At 63.1% G+C, this 15,368-nt stretch carries 18 protein-coding genes; 12 read left to right on the forward strand and 6 right to left on the reverse strand.

Translation table 11 applies throughout. The features are described 5' to 3' along the window. Positions 1 to 79 precede the first annotated feature (79 nt). Genes ACEN84_RS13205 through ACEN84_RS13220 form a run of 4 tightly spaced genes read left to right on the forward strand, consistent with a single transcriptional unit; the run spans position 80 to position 2,723 of the window. Complete coding sequence (locus ACEN84_RS13205) at positions 80 to 1,036, forward strand: heme o synthase (RefSeq protein WP_112712875.1); 957 nt, start codon at positions 80 to 82, stop codon at positions 1,034 to 1,036. Then, entirely contained in the window at positions 1,036 to 1,173 is a 138-nt protein-coding gene (locus tag ACEN84_RS13210; RefSeq protein WP_165402624.1) for a hypothetical protein, read from the forward strand. The genes ACEN84_RS13205 and ACEN84_RS13210 overlap by 1 nt, the downstream gene beginning before the upstream one ends. Positions 1,174 to 1,177: 4 nt before the next feature. Further along, complete coding sequence (locus tag ACEN84_RS13215; protein WP_112714332.1) at positions 1,178 to 1,786, forward strand: cytochrome c oxidase assembly protein; 609 nt, start codon at positions 1,178 to 1,180, stop codon at positions 1,784 to 1,786. A 58-nt stretch (positions 1,787 to 1,844) separates the two neighbouring features. Next, entirely contained in the window at positions 1,845 to 2,723 is an 879-nt protein-coding gene (locus tag ACEN84_RS13220; protein ID WP_112712873.1) for a cytochrome c oxidase subunit 3, read from the forward strand. Positions 2,724 to 2,784: 61 nt separating this feature from the next. Here the strand turns inward: ACEN84_RS13220 and ACEN84_RS13225 are convergent, their stop codons facing one another. Continuing rightward, positions 2,785 to 3,426, reverse strand: a complete 642-nt coding sequence (locus ACEN84_RS13225; RefSeq protein WP_112712871.1) for a chloramphenicol phosphotransferase CPT family protein — start codon at positions 3,424 to 3,426, stop codon at positions 2,785 to 2,787. A gap of 120 nt (positions 3,427 to 3,546) precedes the next feature. On the opposite strand from ACEN84_RS13225, the gene ACEN84_RS13230 reads away from it, so the two are divergent. From ACEN84_RS13230 to ACEN84_RS13255, 6 genes are all read left to right on the forward strand, one after another. Beyond that, positions 3,547 to 3,927: a DUF983 domain-containing protein gene (locus tag ACEN84_RS13230; RefSeq protein ID WP_203429461.1), complete on the forward strand. Its 381-nt coding sequence runs from the start codon at positions 3,547 to 3,549 to the stop codon at positions 3,925 to 3,927. Beyond that, positions 3,920 to 4,675 carry an SURF1 family protein gene (locus ACEN84_RS13235; protein ID WP_413711103.1) on the forward strand — a complete coding sequence of 252 codons (756 nt, stop codon included), beginning with the start codon at positions 3,920 to 3,922 and terminating at the stop codon, positions 4,673 to 4,675. The genes ACEN84_RS13230 and ACEN84_RS13235 overlap by 8 nt, the downstream gene beginning before the upstream one ends. A gap of 63 nt (positions 4,676 to 4,738) precedes the next feature. Further along, on the forward strand, positions 4,739 to 5,740 hold the full coding sequence (gene ispH, locus ACEN84_RS13240; RefSeq protein ID WP_413711104.1) for a 4-hydroxy-3-methylbut-2-enyl diphosphate reductase: 1,002 nt from the start codon (positions 4,739 to 4,741) through the stop codon (positions 5,738 to 5,740). Between the two features lie 177 nt (positions 5,741 to 5,917). Continuing rightward, positions 5,918 to 6,883: a homoserine kinase gene (locus ACEN84_RS13245; RefSeq protein WP_413711105.1), complete on the forward strand. Its 966-nt coding sequence runs from the start codon at positions 5,918 to 5,920 to the stop codon at positions 6,881 to 6,883. Next, entirely contained in the window at positions 6,880 to 7,320 is a 441-nt protein-coding gene (rnhA, locus tag ACEN84_RS13250; protein ID WP_112712859.1) for a ribonuclease HI, read from the forward strand. Before ACEN84_RS13245 ends, rnhA begins: the two co-directional genes overlap by 4 nt. Before the next feature lie 24 nt (positions 7,321 to 7,344). Further along, the gene (locus ACEN84_RS13255; RefSeq protein WP_413711303.1) at positions 7,345 to 8,148 is read left to right on the forward strand and encodes an endonuclease/exonuclease/phosphatase family protein; all 804 of its coding nucleotides are present in this window, start codon (positions 7,345 to 7,347) and stop codon (positions 8,146 to 8,148) included. Here the strand turns inward: ACEN84_RS13255 and ACEN84_RS13260 are convergent. Next, entirely contained in the window at positions 8,145 to 10,040 is a 1,896-nt protein-coding gene (locus ACEN84_RS13260) for a diguanylate cyclase (protein WP_413711106.1), read from the reverse strand. The genes ACEN84_RS13255 and ACEN84_RS13260 overlap by 4 nt on opposite strands. A gap of 197 nt (positions 10,041 to 10,237) precedes the next feature. Between ACEN84_RS13260 and ACEN84_RS13265 the strand changes: the two genes are divergently transcribed. Continuing rightward, the gene (locus tag ACEN84_RS13265) at positions 10,238 to 10,672 is read left to right on the forward strand and encodes a hypothetical protein (RefSeq protein ID WP_413711107.1); all 435 of its coding nucleotides are present in this window, start codon (positions 10,238 to 10,240) and stop codon (positions 10,670 to 10,672) included. A 60-nt stretch (positions 10,673 to 10,732) separates the two neighbouring features. On the opposite strand, the gene ACEN84_RS13270 is transcribed toward ACEN84_RS13265, so the two are convergent. Next, entirely contained in the window at positions 10,733 to 12,175 is a 1,443-nt protein-coding gene (locus ACEN84_RS13270; RefSeq protein ID WP_112712853.1) for an FAD-binding oxidoreductase, read from the reverse strand. 219 nt (positions 12,176 to 12,394) lie between these two features. Between ACEN84_RS13270 and ACEN84_RS13275 the strand changes: the two genes are divergently transcribed. Then, complete coding sequence (locus ACEN84_RS13275) at positions 12,395 to 12,703, forward strand: Dabb family protein (protein ID WP_112712851.1); 309 nt, start codon at positions 12,395 to 12,397, stop codon at positions 12,701 to 12,703. A 36-nt stretch (positions 12,704 to 12,739) separates the two neighbouring features. Here ACEN84_RS13275 and ACEN84_RS13280 read toward each other — a convergent pair whose 3' ends face one another. Genes ACEN84_RS13280 through ACEN84_RS13290 form a run of 3 tightly spaced genes read right to left on the reverse strand, consistent with a single transcriptional unit; the run spans position 12,740 to position 15,266 of the window. Continuing rightward, a complete protein-coding gene (locus ACEN84_RS13280; protein ID WP_112712849.1) occupies positions 12,740 to 13,639 on the reverse strand; it encodes a metal ABC transporter solute-binding protein, Zn/Mn family in 900 nt (299 codons plus the stop codon). A gap of 17 nt (positions 13,640 to 13,656) precedes the next feature. After that, positions 13,657 to 14,529, reverse strand: coding sequence for a metal ABC transporter permease (locus ACEN84_RS13285; protein ID WP_413711108.1), 873 nt, complete (start codon positions 14,527 to 14,529; stop codon positions 13,657 to 13,659). Further along, positions 14,526 to 15,266 carry a metal ABC transporter ATP-binding protein gene (locus ACEN84_RS13290; protein WP_413711109.1) on the reverse strand — a complete coding sequence of 247 codons (741 nt, stop codon included), beginning with the start codon at positions 15,264 to 15,266 and terminating at the stop codon, positions 14,526 to 14,528. The genes ACEN84_RS13285 and ACEN84_RS13290 overlap by 4 nt, the downstream gene beginning before the upstream one ends. Positions 15,267 to 15,368: the final 102 nt, after the last annotated feature.

The raw sequence follows: 15,368 nt of genomic DNA on the forward strand, positions 1-15,368 counted from the left end.
ATGCGGAAAAACAAGAGGCCAGAGCGCATACAGCCGATCTGAAGGATCGCAACGCGCTTGAGCCGAGCAGGACGGAATAATGACGGTCATCGACAATCACGAGGCACTTGCAGAGGAAGGCGAACTCCGCCTTTCGGAAGCGGGCGCGCGCGATTATTTCGAGCTTCTGAAGCCGCGCGTCATGTCGCTCGTGGTCTTCACGGCTTTTGCCGGCCTGGTGCTGGCGCCGGGTCAAATCAATCCCGTTCTCGGCCTGATCTCGATCCTCTGCATTGCCGTCGGCGCTGGCGCGTCGGGTGCGCTCAACATGTGGTATGACGCCGATATCGACGCTGTCATGACGCGCACGGCGCAGCGCCCGATCCCCGCGGGCCGCATTCAGCCCAAGGAAGCGCTGGCCTTCGGCCTGGTGCTCTCGGGCTTCTCGGTGACGATCCTCGGCCTCGCCGTCAACTGGCTGTCGGCCGGCATCCTCGCCTTCACGATTTTCTTCTACGCGATCGTCTATACGATGTGGCTGAAGCGCTCGACGCCGCAGAACATCGTCATTGGCGGCGCTGCCGGTGCCTTCCCGCCGATGATCGGCTGGGCCTGCGTGACCAACTCGGTCACCATCGAAAGCACCGTACTGTTCCTCATCATCTTCCTCTGGACGCCCGCACATTTCTGGGCTCTCGCGCTCTTCAAGATGCGCGATTACGAAGCCGTCGGCGTCCCGATGCTCCCGAACGTCTCGGGTGAGCGCACCACCAAGCACCAGATCGTCGCCTATGCGGTGCTGACCGCCATCTGCGGCGTCATCCCGTCGCTGCTCGGCTTTGCGAGCTTCGGCTACGGTCTTGTCGCGACGCTGCTCGGCACCGTCTTCATAAGCTGTTCCATCGCCGTCTGGCGCATGCCGGATGGCGATGAAAAGATGATCCCGGCCAAGAAGCTCTTCGCTTTCTCGATCTTCTATCTCTTCGCGATCTTCTCCGCGCTGATGTTCGACCGGCTGGCATCGATCCTGGTCTTCCATGCAGGAGGTATCATCTGATGGAAACCGTGAAGCTGACCGAAGCGCAGCGCAAGTCGCGCCGGAACCGCAACGTGGCACTCGGCCTCGTTCTCGCCGGTCTCTGCGTTTTGTTCTACCTGATCACCATCGTGAAATTCCTGGGACATGGAGGCTGAGCCGATGAGCGACACCGCCAACGCACCGAAGAAGCCGGGCCGCAACAACGGCGCTGTCGTCTTCATGTGCCTGAGCTTCGTCGTCGGCATGGGCGCGATGAGCTACGCAGCCGTTCCGCTCTATCGCATGTTCTGCCAGATCACCGGCTACAACGGCACGACGCAGCGCGTCGAACAGGCGTCGACCGAGATCCTCGACCGCAAGATGCGCGTCACCTTCGACGCCAATGTCGCTCCGGGTCTCTTCTGGGAGTTCAAGCCGGTCCAGCGCGAAGTCAATCCGCGCATCGGCGAGACGATCCAGGTGAATTTCATCGCCGAGAATCGCTCGAACGAAACCCAGCGCGGCCAGGCCGTGTTCAACGTTACGCCAGGCGAAGCCGGGGCCTATTTCAACAAGGTCCAGTGCTTCTGCTTCAACGAGACCGACCTGAAGCCGGGCGAAAAGCTTGAAATGCCGGTGGTGTTCTACATCGATCCGGAAATTACCAAGGCCGTGGAGTCGAAGGACATTCACACGGTCACGCTATCCTATACGTTCTACCCGAAAGAGGGACCGAAGCCGCTGGCTTCGAATGAGGGTGGAGCGGAGAAGGTTGAAAAGAAACTTTGATTGAGGTTCGTTTCCGGCTATGCCGGGGGCGAGCGAGGAAGAGATCCGGGGATTAGAGATGGCCGACGCGCATCAAAAGAATCACGACTACCATATTATCGATCCGAGCCCGTGGCCGCTGCTCGCCTCGATCGGCGCCTTCATCATCACCTTCGGTGGCGTCGGCTACATGCGCTATCTGAACGGCGGCTCGCTGCACCTCTTCGGTGTCGAGTGGGCTCATCCGTGGCTGTTCTTCATCGGCCTCGCGCTGATCCTCTACGTCATGTACGGCTGGTGGGCCGATACCGTGAAGGAAGCCCATGAGGGTGCCCACACGCGCGTCGTCTCGCTGCACCTGCGCTACGGCATGATCATGTTCATCGCTTCGGAAGTGATGTTCTTCGTTGCCTGGTTCTGGGCCTATTTCGACGCCAGCCTCTATCCGCACGAAGCGATCCAGGCCTCGCGTCTTGCCTTCACCGGTGGTCAGTGGCCGCCGAAGGGCATCGAAGTCCTCGATCCCTGGCACCTGCCGATCTACAACACCGTCATCCTGCTCCTCTCGGGCACGACGGTTACCTGGGCGCACCATGCTCTGCTGCACAACGACCGCAAGGGCCTCATCCAGGGCCTGACGCTGACCGTGCTGCTCGGCATCCTGTTCTCCTTCGTCCAGGCCTACGAATACGCCCACGCTCCGTTCGCCTTCAAGGCATCGATCTACGGCGCGACCTTCTTCATGGCGACCGGCTTCCACGGCTTCCACGTTCTGATCGGCACGATCTTCCTGCTGGTCTGCCTGGTGCGCGCGATCCGCGGCGACTTCACGCCGAAGCAGCATTTCGGCTTCGAAGCGGCCGCCTGGTACTGGCACTTCGTCGACGTCGTCTGGCTGTTCCTGTTCTTCTCCATCTACATCTGGGGTGGATGGGGTGCACCGGTCGCCCACGGCTGATCCGGTTCACACGGACAATAGAAAAGGCGGGTGCCATCGGCGCCCGCCTTTTTCTTTGTCCTCACCGCGCCCCGGCGATCCGCTCGAAGGCGGAAGGGTCGGGTATGCCGATATCGAGTTGTTGGCGGATCGCCTCGGCGCATTCATAGGGCGTCAGGAGCGACGTATCGACTTCGAGATCGTAGATGCCGGGCTTGTGCACCTCGTCCTGCCAGCGCCTGACAGCATCAGGCACGGCGATCTCGGCGCTTGCCCTCGCATAGAGTTCCTCGCGGCCCGGCTCGTCGATCTCCCGCCGCTTCATGATCACCTCCAGCGGGCAGCGCACGCCGACGAAAAGCACCGGGAAACCATCGAGCCGGCGCGCGCAATCGGCCAGAATCCCGAGCGGCTGCGAATAGGCGTCGTGATGGCCGAGATCGGCCACGACATTGATCCCGAGCCCGGCATGGATGGCGATCGATTCGTAGAGCGCGGCATAGAAGAACGGCACGAACTCCTCGAGATCCGGCCGCTCGCCGCCCGGCCGCAGCCCGATGCCCGGCAGATATTGCGACGGCGTCATCGCATTGTAGTTGTCGACGCCGAAATTGAGCCACGGCCCGTCGAATTGCTGCTGTATGGCGCGCGCGATCGTCGTCTTGCCGCTGCGCGGCGCCCCGTTGAGAATGACGATCTGGGCTGCGGTGCTGTCGGTGCTCATGTCTCTTCTTTTCTGATTGGCCCGAATCGCTGAGGCGAAATCGCGCAGGTATTTCCCTTCGTCCTGCGGATACTTTATGGGAGAGTTAAGGCGGCTTTAGGTGACGCCACGGGAATCCACATGCAAGAAGACACCGCTCTCTTTCCTCCGGTCGATCCGGTCAAGACAGGCATCAAGGGCTGCTGCCCGCGCTGCGGCAATGGCAAGCTGTTCGACGGCCTGCTGTCGCTGAAGCCGCGCTGCGCCGCCTGCGGCCTGGATTATGCCTTTGCCGATTCGGGCGATGGTCCTGCCGTCTTTGTCATCCTGCTCGTCGGCTTCGTCGTCATTGGCAGCGTGCTCTGGCTCGAGGTCAATTACGCGCCGCCGATCTGGCTGCACATCCTGCTCTTCGGCCCGCTGACGATCATCCTGTCGCTGCTGACGCTGCGCTGGTGCAAAGGCATCCTGATCGCCATGCAATACCGCCACAATGCCCGTGAAGGACGCCTGAGTGACTGACATGAACATCCCGGCCGCGCGCCGCAAGCTGCCGGTCTTCACCGGCATCGCGGTGCTGATCGCGCTCGCCATTCTCATTTCCCTCGGCACCTGGCAGGTCGAGCGTCTCTATTGGAAGGAAGGCCTGCTCGCCGATATCGCCGCGCGCCGCAATGCCGCTCCGGTGCAGCTTGCCGATATCGAGCAGATGCTCTCTTCCGGCACCGATATCGAATATCGCCCGGTCACCGTCACCGGCCGCTACGTCAACAACAAGGAGCGCCACTTCCTCGCCACCTGGCGTGGGGAGGCGGGCTTCTACGTCTATACGCCGCTCGAGCTCGCCGACGGCCGCTACCTCTTCGTCAATCGCGGCTTCGTTCCCTATGAGAATAAGGAGCCGGAAATGCGCATGCAGGGCCAGCTGACCGGCGAGCAGAGCGTCACCGGCCTCGCCCGCAACCGCTTGCCCGGCAAGCCCTCCTGGGTGGTGCCTGATAACGACATCGCCAAGAACATCTTCTACTGGAAGGATATCGACGCGATGGCATCGAGCGACGGCTTCGATGCCTCGAAGGTCGTGCCCTTCTTCATCGATGCGGATTCGACCCCGAACCCGAAGGGCTTCCCAATCGGCGGCGTCACCGAGATCGACCTGCCCAACAACCACCTGGAATACGCCTTCACCTGGTACGGATTGGCCGCCGTGCTGGTCGGCGTCGTCGGCGTCTCCTGGTTCCGCGGCCGCCGCGGCGCTCCCGCGCAATAGTATTGCTTCAATTCGTCCCCATATTGGGCTAGACACCCGGGACGACGGACATCGGACTTGAACATGAATATCGCAGCGAAACCTCCTCTGACGATCAGGCTTTGCGGGCCGCGCGGCTTCTGTGCCGGCGTCGACCGCGCCATTCAGATCGTCGTTCTGGCGCTGAAATCCTACGGCGCCCCGGTCTATGTCCGCCACGAGATCGTCCATAACCGCTATGTCGTCGAGGGCCTGGAAGCCAAGGGTGCCGTCTTCGTCGAGGAGCTCAACGAGATCCCGGAAGAACACCGCGCCCAGCCGGTCGTCTTCTCGGCGCATGGCGTGCCGAAGTCGGTTCCCGAGGATGCCAACAGCCGCAACCTCTTCTATCTCGACGCCACATGCCCGCTGGTCTCCAAGGTCCACAAGCAGGCGATGCGCCACAATCGTCTCGGCCGCCACGTCGTGCTGATCGGCCATGCCGGCCATCCGGAAGTCATCGGCACGATGGGCCAGCTGCCCGAAGGCTCGGTCTCGCTGATCGAGACCGTCGAGGATGCCGATACCTATCAGCCGGTCGACCCCGACAATCTCGGCTACGTGACACAGACGACGCTCTCGGTCGACGACACCGCCGGCGTCATTGCCCGCCTTCAGCAGCGCTTCCCGAACCTGACGGCGCCGGCCGCAGACAGCATCTGTTATGCCACGACCAACCGCCAGGAAGTCGTCAAGCAGGCGGCGCCCGGCTGCGATCTCTTCATCATCGTCGGTGCACCGAACTCGTCCAATTCCAAGCGCCTCGTCGAAGTGGCGCTGAGGGCAGGGGCGACGAAGTCGATCCTGGTGCAGCGCGCCTCCGAACTGAACTGGGACGAGATCGGCCAGATCTCGACGCTCGGCCTCTCCGCCGGCGCGTCGGCCCCCGAGGTCATCGTCAACGAGATCATCGAAGCCTTTCGCGCCCGTTTCGCTGCCCAGGTCGAGCTTGCCGAGACGGTGCAGGAAAACGAACACTTCCTCGTCAACCGCGAGCTCCGCAATATCGAGCTGACCGCGGCGGATATGGCTTTCGTGAACGGCTAGCGCGGCGTTGCGGGGGCACTTGCCTCTGTGCTGCCGCGCGCTCCAAGATGATTTGTTTGGGGAAAGCTCCACCGCAGGCCGATCTCCCCCCTTGTGGGGGAGATATCAGGCAGGGCAGAGGGGGTATCCCGCGCCCTGAAGGCTTCCACTCTATCGAACCGACCGTGAGACCGCACCTTGGCCGTTTACACCGATATCTCCGAAGACGATCTGAAGTGGTTCCTGACGGAATATGAGACCGGCGAGCTGCTCTCCTACAAGGGCATTGCCGAGGGCGTCGAGAACTCGAATTTCCTGCTGCACACCTCGAAGGATCCGCTGATCCTGACGCTCTATGAAAAGCGCGTCGAGAAATCCGATCTGCCGTTCTTTCTCGGGCTGATGCATCACCTGGCCGCCCGCGGCCTGTCCTGCCCGCTGCCGCTGCCGCGTAGGGATGGCGCGCTGCTTGGGCGCCTGTCCGATCGTCCGGCGGCGCTGATCTCCTTCCTCGAAGGCATGTGGCTGCGCAAGCCCGAGGCGAAGCACTGCCGCGAAGTCGGCAAGGCGCTGGCGCAGATGCATATCGCCGGTGAAGGCTTCGAGCTGAAGCGGCCCAACGCGCTGTCCATCGATGGCTGGAAGACGCTGTGGGAGAAGTCCGAAGCCCGCGCCGACGAGGTCGAGAAGGGCATGTCGGACGAAGTTCGCGCCGAAATGGACTTCCTCTCGGCCTATTGGCCGAAGGATCTGCCTTCAGGCGTCATCCATGCCGATCTCTTCCCCGATAACGTCTTCTTCCTCGGCGATACGCTCTCCGGCCTGATCGACTTCTACTTCGCCTGCAACGACCTGCTCGCCTACGACGTCTCGATCTGCCTGAACGCCTGGTGCTTCGAAAAGGACGGCGCCTATAACATCACCAAGGGCACGGCCTTCCTCGACGCCTACCAGAGTGTGCGCCCGCTGAGCGAAGCAGAACGCACGGCTCTTCCGATCCTGGCGCGCGGCTCGGCGCTGCGCTTCTTCCTGACGCGCCTCTACGACTGGCTGACCACGCCTGAGGGCGCCATGGTCACCAAGAAGGACCCGCTCGAATATCTGCGCAAGCTGCGCTTCCACCGGCAGATCAAGTCGGCCGCCGAATACGGGCTTTCGGCATGAAGCACGTCGAGATTTTCACCGATGGTGCCTGCTCCGGCAATCCCGGCCCTGGCGGCTGGGGGGCGATCCTGCGCTATGGCGAGGTCGAGAAGGAACTGTCGGGCGGCGAAGCCGAGACCACTAACAACCGCATGGAGCTGCTGGCGGCAATCTCGGCTCTCTCGGCGCTGAACACGCCCTGCGAGGTCGATCTCCACACCGACAGCAAATATGTCATGGACGGCATCTCCAAGTGGATCTTCGGCTGGAAGAAGAACGGCTGGAAGACCGCCGACAAGAAGCCGGTGAAGAACGGCGAGCTCTGGCAGGCGCTCGATGCCGCCAATCAGCGCCACAAGGTCAAGTGGCACTGGGTCAAGGGCCATGCCGGCCATCCGGAAAACGAACGCGCCGACGAACTGGCGCGCATGGGCATGGCACCCTACAAGAAGAAGTAGGCAGGCAAAGCGGGGGAGGCGGCACTGCGGATCATTTCTCTGAACGCCTGGGGCGGCAAGATCCATCAGCCGCTGATCGATTATCTTGCCGGCGTCAAAGCCGATATCATCTGCCTGCAGGAAGTCACCCGTTCCGTCGGCGTCACGAGCGGCTGGCTGGAATATCGCGACGGCAGCCACATACTGCCGCAGCGCGCCAATCTGTTCGACGAGGTGAAGGCCGTTCTGCCGGAGCATGACGGCATTTTCGCTCCCGCCTCGCGCGGTGAGCTTCTGGATCGCGAGACAGCCGTTCCCTCCGAATTCGGCCTCGCCACCTTCGTCCACCGCTCGCTCGCCATCTGCGGCCAGGCGATGGACTTCATCCACGGCGCCTTTTCGCCCGATGGTTACGGCGCCCATCCGCGCCCGCGCAACGCGCAGGTTTTGCGCCTCTTCGACTACGCCTCAGGCCGCCCGCTTGTCGTTGCCCAGCTGCATGGCCTGCGCGACATGGCCGGCAAGGGCGATACACCGGCCAGACTGGCGCAAGCCGAGGCGCTGGTCGCATTGATCGGGCGTATCCGCGGGCAGGATGAACCGCTCGTCGTCTGCGGCGATTTCAACGTGCTGCCCGATAGCGCCACCTTCGAGATCCTGGGCCAGCTCGGCCTCACCGAGCTCGTCACATCAGGCGGCGTTGCGGGAACGCGCACCTCGCTCTATCCGAAGGACGGCCGCTTTGCCGATTACATGCTGGTTTCGCCGGGCGTAAGCGTTACTCGCTTCGAGGTCGTCAGGGAGCCCGAAGTTTCCGATCACTGCGCTCTGCTCTTGGATATCGCCTAGCCGTTTGCCGTCCGTGCATTGGCCGGCGATTCCCAGATCGAGATCCGGTCGCGGCCATTGCGCTTGGCGTCGTAAAGCGCCTCGTCGGCATGCTGCATGAATTCTGCAGGCGTCGTCGCGCGGGCACGGCTCTGCTTGACGGCAATGCCGGCGCTCGCCGTCACCCGTCCGAACTCGCTGCCGGTATGCGGCAGGTTCAGTGCATGCAGCGCATCGCGGAACTGTTCGGCAACGCGGGAGGCATCCGCCTCGTCGGCTTCGGGCATCAGCACGACGAATTCCTCGCCGCCGAAGCGGGCGACGATATCGGTATCGCGCCGGGCCGCCTTGCGCAGGCAGTCGGTAACAGCCTTCAGGCATTCGTCGCCGGCCAGATGACCATAGGTGTCGTTATAGGCCTTGAACCGGTCGACATCGATCATCAGCAGGCTGAGCGGCGTGCGCTCGCGAACACTGCGGGCGAGCGCCAATGCGAGAGCTTCGTCGAAGGCGCGGCGGTTGACGATGCCGGTCAGGCCGTCGGTATCGGCAAGGCTCTTCATCCGGTCGGCAACGGCGCGCAGCGAATGCTCGGCCTGCTTCATCGCGGTCACGTCGGAGACGACGACCAGCGCCATGCCATCGGCGGTCATGCGGGTGCGCAGGCTCAGCCAACGGCCGTCATAGAGGTCGATTTCCTCGTCCTTGTCGCGGTGCAGGTCGCGTGCTGCGGTCTCGATCCACTCTTCGTCGATCTCGGCCGGAAAGCTGCGGCGCTCCTGCGTTTCGACCGCCTTGCGCAGGATGTCGCGAATGTTGAAGCCGGCAACGCGCACCACGCCGGAGAGCGGGAAGAGATGCGCATACTGCGGATTGGCGTAAACGAGATCGCCCTTCGGATCGTACATCGCAAAGCCATCGGACATGCCGGACATCGCGTGCGAGAGCATGTTGCGGTTCGCGCGCAGCTCGCGCTCGATGCTGCGTTCCTCGGTAATGTCGCGGGTGACGCCCGCAAGGCCGATGACGATTCCGTCACGGTCGCGCAGCGGCACTTTCGAGGTGCGGAACCAGTGCTCCTTGTCACCCTGCTGCAGCGGCTCGATCTTGTTGATCAACGCTTCGCCGCTGCGCATCAGCGCCTGCTCTTCGGCAAACAAGACTTCGGCGCGGCGCTGGGTGGCGATGTGGAAATCCGTGGCGCCCACCATCGCTTCCGGAGAAGTGAAATGATGATGCTCGGCGACATTGCGGTTGACGACGACGAAGACGCTGTCGCGGTTCTTAACATATTGGAAATCCGGCGTCTGCGTCAGCGCCGCGGTCAAGAGATCGCGGTCCAGCGCCATATGCTCGAACTGCAGGAGCAGCGCACCGGCAACGACGATCGCGCCGAAATTCAGCACGACAGCAGGCACGCCAACCAGCTGCAGCGCCATGGCGCTGATCTGCGCCGGCAGGACCAGCATCGTCGCCAACAGTGTTACCGAAACCAGCGCGCCGAGAATGAACGTATCGGCAAGCCTCGCCTTGCGGCGCTTCTGCAGCACCCGCAGCGTCAGCGACACCGCACCGACGCAGGCAATGCTGATCATTCCGTCAAGCGCGCCGGCGCCACCCATCTGCAGGCGGAAGGCGACGGCCAGCGGGATCGTCAGAATGGCGGAAGGCGCGCCGCCGAACAGCGCGGAGATGGCGACCAGCGAATAGCGCAGGTCGATGAAGACGCCATTGCTGAGTGGCACCGACATCATCATCGAAGCCATCGTCCCGGCGCCCATCACCGCGCCGAAGGCAAGCTTCGTCTGCAGGTCGGTCATCAGCCGGAATCGGAAATAGATGTGAGCCCAGATCGAGATCACAAGTGCAACGATGGCAAGATTGCCGATCAGTATTTGCCAGGTTGTATTCATGCAGTACTAATGAACCCAGACGCGCCAATCCCCGCATTTGTAAGGCTTTTTCCTTTAAGCGGGTTTAATTGAATGGAGATTGCGCAAGAAAATCCTGCGCCGGATTTGAGCGTTTGCACCAGCGTCGTTCCAATCGGACACATCCACAAACCGATCACCTTCGTATCAACGTCTGTGAAGCGCGATGCGAGGATTGAATGGCCGTGCACATTGGGATGTGGTTTGAACCATCCCTGGAATCGAGATTTTGGTGGCGGCTTGTGCTGTCGGCGATCTACCTGACCGTCGGCATCCTTCACATGCTGCTACCGGGTCCGTTTCTCAGGATCATGCCGGCTCTGGTGCCGTTTCCGGCTGCTGTTGTCTTCATCACCGGCGCATGCGAGGTGGCAGCCGCGGCCGGGCTGCTTTCGTCGCCCTTTCGCGCCGCCGCAGGGATTGGGCTCGCCGCCTATGCGGTCTGCGTCTATCCCGCCAATATCAAGCATGCGATCGACGGATTGTCGGCGGTCGACGCCAGTACCTATGCCTGGCTCTATCATGTGCCGCGGCTGGCCTTTCAACCGGTTTTTGTCTGGTGGGCGCTCTATGCCGGCGGCGTCATCGACTGGCCGTTCCCGCAAGCCCGTTAGCCGGCCGGCGGAGCGCATCCGCCGGCCTGTTCATGGCAAGCCGCCTGAGCCAGCGCGCCGTCAGCTTGCCGCCCGCATCTCCGGCAGTGGCTTGACGTTCTGGTTCATGCGGAACAGGTTTTCCGGGTCGTAGTGCCGCTTGATCTCGGCCAGCCGCCGGTAGTTCTTGCCATAGGCCTTCTCCACCCGGTCCGCCTCGTCCTCGGGCATGAAGTTGATATAGGCCGTGCCGATCGCATGCGGCTTGGTGGCTTCGAAAAGCCCTCGCGCCCAGGCAATGCCTTTCTGATCCATGGCTTTGTCGCGCCAGCGCCCATGGACGTTCATGACGAAATGCGAGCTGCGCTGCGGGAAAGCCGTCGCCTCGCCGGCGATCCGGCCGGCGGCACCTCCGACATGGCCGACGAAGATTTCGCATTCCGGCCCCGGCAGCTTGCGCACCGCATCGAGCAGCACGGCAATCGCCTGATCAGAGAGCGCCGCGAAATCCTGGCTCTTCCAGTAGTTTCGGGCGCCGGGCGTCAGCAGCGGATCGAAGGCCTGTTGCCAGGCGGCGAAGGGCACCGGCCCCACGACATCGGCGATCGGCTTGCCGATCCCGCGAAGCTCCGCCGTTGCTGCCTGCCCAGCGGCGAGATCGCCGCAATAGCACATGGCGAGCACCAGGACTTCCTTGCCGTGCCATTCGGCGGGCAGGAAGGGCAGGGGCGGCGCCTGGCGCATCACCGCCCAGCAGGTCAGCTCGTCCGGCGCCTTCTCGAGTGCGGCGCGATACTGCTTCAGCACCATCTCGGCATCGGCAAAGGGATGAACGACGAGGCCCGCGAGCACATTGCCGGGCAGATCGTGCAGGCGGAATTCGAAGGAGGTCACGACGCCGAAATTGCCGCCGCCACCGCGCAGCGCCCAGAAGAGATCGGGATCTTCCTTCTCGCTGACCCGCCTCAGCCTGCCGTCAGCGGTGACGACATCCATCGAGATCAGGTTGTCGAGCGTCAGCCCGTATTTGCGCGTCGTCCAGCCGAAGCCGCCGCCGAGCGTCAGGCCGGCAATGCCCGTCGTCGAGTTGATGCCGGTCGGCAGAACCATGCCGAAAGCCTGCGTTTCCGCATCGACATCGGCAAGCGTGGCACCTGGCTCCACCCGCATGCGCCGCGTCGCCGGATCGACCCAGACGGATCGCATCGCCGAGAGATCGATCATCACGCCGCCATCGCAGACCGCATTGCCGGCAATGTTGTGGCCGCCGCCGCGCACCGCGAGCAGCAGGTGATTGTCATGGGCGAAGCGGACAGCCTTGATGACGTCGCTGGCGCCGGCGCAGCGTACGATCATCCCCGGCTTGCGATCGATCATCGCATTCCAGATCGTCCGGGCCTCGTCGTAGTCGCTATCCGCCTTGGTGATCAGCCGCCCGCGCAATCCCGCCGCAAGGGCCTCGATCGCATCGGCGCGCATGACTTTATGGCCCTTCTGCAGGGTCGTGAGGTTCATATCATCCATGATGGTCCTCCCTACGATGGGAGCCCCCGTCCCATCGGGGCGGCATTTTGCGCCTGCGCAAACGCATCCACAAGCTATTGCTAATAAATGTATCCGGGGATGGAAAGCGTGCGGCACCTTGCCCGCGATGCGGGATTTAAACCGGACCCGCCATTTCTGGCGGGCTTGCCCTCGGTGTCATTCCCACTATGCTGCCGCGCAGAAACTGGGAGGAACCATATGATCCTGCATTGCGTATTTCTGCGGCTGAAGGCCGCCATGACCGGCGAAGAGAAGCAGGCACTGTTCGCCTCGGTCGTTGCGCTGCAGCAGGTCATTCCGGGGATCATCGATATCAAGCATGGCCCGAACGTCTCGCCCGAGGGCCTGCATGGCGGCTTCGTCGAAGGCTTCGTGGTCACCTTCGAGAGCCCGGAAGCGCGTGACGCCTATCTCATCCATCCTGAACATGTCGCGGTCGGCGAGAAGATCGTCGAATCCGTCGATGGCGGCCTCGGCGGCCTCCTGGTCTTCGACCTCAACGTCTGAGGAAAAGGCCGCGGATCGCTCCGCGGCCGTCCGTACTCAGCTCGACTTTGCCATCGCCGCGGCGATCTGGTCGACATTGTAGCGGAACATCTTCTCATAGGTCGGCGCCGGTCCCTTGGCGTCCGAGAGCGATTCCACATAGAGCTCGCCGCCGGGCTTTGCGCCGGTTGCCTTCGCCACCTGCTTGACGAGGCGCGGGTCGTTCGAGTTTTCGAAGAAGTAGGTCTTCACGTTCTCGGCCTTGATCTGTTCGATCAGCTTGGCGACGTCGGCAGCCGAGGCTTCGCTCTCGGTGGAAACGCCGAGCGGAGCCAGGAAGCTCACCTGATACTCGCGGCCGAAATAGCCGAAGGCGTCGTGGCTGGTCAGCACCTTGCGGCGATCGTCGGCGACTGTGTCGAATTTCGAATGCGCATAGGCATCGAGTTCGTCGAGCTTCTTCGTGTAGCGGTCGGCATTGGTCTTGAAGGCGGCGGCATCGGCCGGATCGGCAGCCGAGAGTGCCTTCTCGATATTCACCACCCAGACTTTGACGTTGACCGGGCTGTTCCAGACATGCGGATCGGTCACGGTCTTGCCGTCCTCTTCCATCGTCCGCGTGTTGATGCCTTCGGAAGCCGTGACCGGCGTGCCCTTGTAGCCGGAAGCGGTGATCAGTCGGTCCATCCACCCTTCCAGGCCTTCGCCGCTGACGAAGGTCACCTGCGCCGCCTTCAGATGCTTGGCATCGGCAGGCGAGGGCTCGAATTCATGGGGGTCGCCGTTCGGGCCGACGAGGCTGGTGACGCTGACATGATCGCCGCCGACCTGCTTGACGACATCGGCAAGCACGGTGAAGGAGGCGACGACCTTGAGCGTCTCGGCAGAAGCCGGGATCGCCGAGGCGGCAAGCAACGCCGGCAGGGCGGCGGATAGAAGCAGGGTACGCGATAGCATGGTCAGTCTCCTTGGATTCAGCCCTTGAGATGGGGGCGGGGGAAGAGGCGCCGGGCGATGCCCGATGGCGCAAAGAGGATCGAAAGCGCGTAGAGGCTCGCCGCCGTCATGATGATCGTCGGTCCGGAGGCGAGCTCGAGATGGTAGGAGGCGATCAGGCCGAGATAGCCCGACGCCGTGGCGCTGAGGACCGAGATCACCATCATCTGCGGCAGGCTGCGCGACCAGAGCTGGGCGATTGCGGCCGGCAGCATCATCAGCCCGACGGCCATCAGCGTGCCGAGCGCCTGGAAGCTGGCGACGAGGTTCAGCACGACGAGCAGCAGGAACAGGAAGTGATAGACCGGCCCGCGCCCGCCGACCGCGCGCAGATAGCCGGGATCGAAGCACTCGGCGACCAGCGGCCGGTAGATGACGGCAAGCACCAGCAGCGTCAGCGAGGTGATCGTGCCGATCTGCAGAAGTGCAGGCGTATCGATCGCCAGGATCGTGCCGAACAGCACATGCAGCAGGTCGATATTGGAGCCGCGCAGCGAAACGATGAGGACGCCCAGCGCCAGCGACGCCAGATAGAAGCTGGCAAAGCTGGCATCCTCCTGCAGCACGGTCATGCGGCTGACGACGCCCGAAAGCAGCGCCACCGACAGCCCGGCCACCAGCCCGCCGATCCCCATCGCCGTCAGCGACAGCGAGCCGGCGACGAGATAGCCGATCGCAGCACCGGGGAGCACCGCATGGCTCATCGCATCGCCCATCAGGCTCATGCGCCGCAGCATCAGGAAAACGCCGATCGGCCCGGATCCGAGCCCGAGGCAGAGGCAGGCGACGAGCGCCCGGCGCATGAAGCCGTAATCGGCGAAAGGTGCGAGAAAGATATCGTAGGCGGTCATGCGGCAGGCTCGCAGATGGCGGCTTCCTCGTCCCAGCGCTCGGCCATCGCCCGCGCCGTCATCAGGTTCGCCGCCGACATCACTTCGGCTGTCGGCCCCCAGCCGATCAGCTCGCGGGCGATCAGCATCGTCTCCGGAAAATGCGCCCGTACCTGTTCGAAATCGTGCAGCACCGCAATCACCGTGCGCCCGTCGCCATGCCAGCGGGCGACGATATCGAGAAGGTCGCGCGTGGTGCGCGCATCGATTGCGGTAAAGGGCTCGTCGAGCAGGATCACCCGCGCATCCTGCAGCAGCAGCCGCGCAAACAGCACCCGCTGAAACTGCCCGGCCGACAGCGAGCCGATATGCCTGTTGTCGAAACCATCGAGCCCGACTGCCGAAAGCGCTTCCAGCGCCTTCAGCCGCTCGGCCTCCGAGACGCGCCCGAACGCACCCGCCTGCCGCCATGCGCCGAGCATTACGGTATCGAGAACCGAGATCGGAAACCGCCGGTTTATATCGGCCGCCTGCGGCAGATAGCCGAAATCAAGCCGCGCCAGCCGATGCCGGATCATCCCGGCCGCCGGTCTCAGCTCCCCCACCAGGGCCTTCAAAAGCGTCGACTTCCCCGCCCCATTCGGCCCCGCAATCGCCGTCAGGCTACCCTCGCGGATGCTGCCGGAGACATGATGCACCGCCGGATGCCGGTCATAGGTAACGGTGACATTCTCAAGCTCGATCAGGGGATCGCTCACGGCAACACCGCCGCCCAATAGATCGCCAGCCAGAGAGAGGCGATCAGCAACAACACGAAACCGGCGCGCGCAAAGGCGGATTGCCGGAGCAGATTGGGGAGG

It is taken from the genome of Rhizobium sp. Rhizsp82, from assembly GCF_047325115.1.
In the GTDB taxonomy this organism is placed as follows: Bacteria; Pseudomonadota; Alphaproteobacteria; order Rhizobiales; family Rhizobiaceae; genus Rhizobium.

Coding starts and splice junctions, on each gene's coding strand:
- ACEN84_RS13285 (WP_413711108.1), bottom strand. CDS start 14,529: ATGACCGCCTACGATATCTTTCTCGCACCTTTCGCCGATTACGGCTTC.
- ACEN84_RS13215 (WP_112714332.1), top strand. CDS start 1,178: ATGAGCGACACCGCCAACGCACCGAAGAAGCCGGGCCGCAACAACGGC.
- ACEN84_RS13220 (WP_112712873.1), top strand. CDS start 1,845: ATGGCCGACGCGCATCAAAAGAATCACGACTACCATATTATCGATCCG.
- ACEN84_RS13230 (WP_203429461.1), top strand. CDS start 3,547: ATGCAAGAAGACACCGCTCTCTTTCCTCCGGTCGATCCGGTCAAGACA.
- ispH (WP_413711104.1), top strand. CDS start 4,739: ATGAATATCGCAGCGAAACCTCCTCTGACGATCAGGCTTTGCGGGCCG.
- ACEN84_RS13225 (WP_112712871.1), bottom strand. CDS start 3,426: ATGAGCACCGACAGCACCGCAGCCCAGATCGTCATTCTCAACGGGGCG.
- ACEN84_RS13280 (WP_112712849.1), bottom strand. CDS start 13,639: ATGCTATCGCGTACCCTGCTTCTATCCGCCGCCCTGCCGGCGTTGCTT.
- ACEN84_RS13275 (WP_112712851.1), top strand. CDS start 12,395: ATGATCCTGCATTGCGTATTTCTGCGGCTGAAGGCCGCCATGACCGGC.
- ACEN84_RS13205 (WP_112712875.1), top strand. CDS start 80: ATGACGGTCATCGACAATCACGAGGCACTTGCAGAGGAAGGCGAACTC.
- ACEN84_RS13270 (WP_112712853.1), bottom strand. CDS start 12,175: ATGGATGATATGAACCTCACGACCCTGCAGAAGGGCCATAAAGTCATG.
- ACEN84_RS13265 (WP_413711107.1), top strand. CDS start 10,238: ATGGCCGTGCACATTGGGATGTGGTTTGAACCATCCCTGGAATCGAGA.
- ACEN84_RS13260 (WP_413711106.1), bottom strand. CDS start 10,040: ATGAATACAACCTGGCAAATACTGATCGGCAATCTTGCCATCGTTGCA.
- rnhA (WP_112712859.1), top strand. CDS start 6,880: ATGAAGCACGTCGAGATTTTCACCGATGGTGCCTGCTCCGGCAATCCC.
- ACEN84_RS13210 (WP_165402624.1), top strand. CDS start 1,036: ATGGAAACCGTGAAGCTGACCGAAGCGCAGCGCAAGTCGCGCCGGAAC.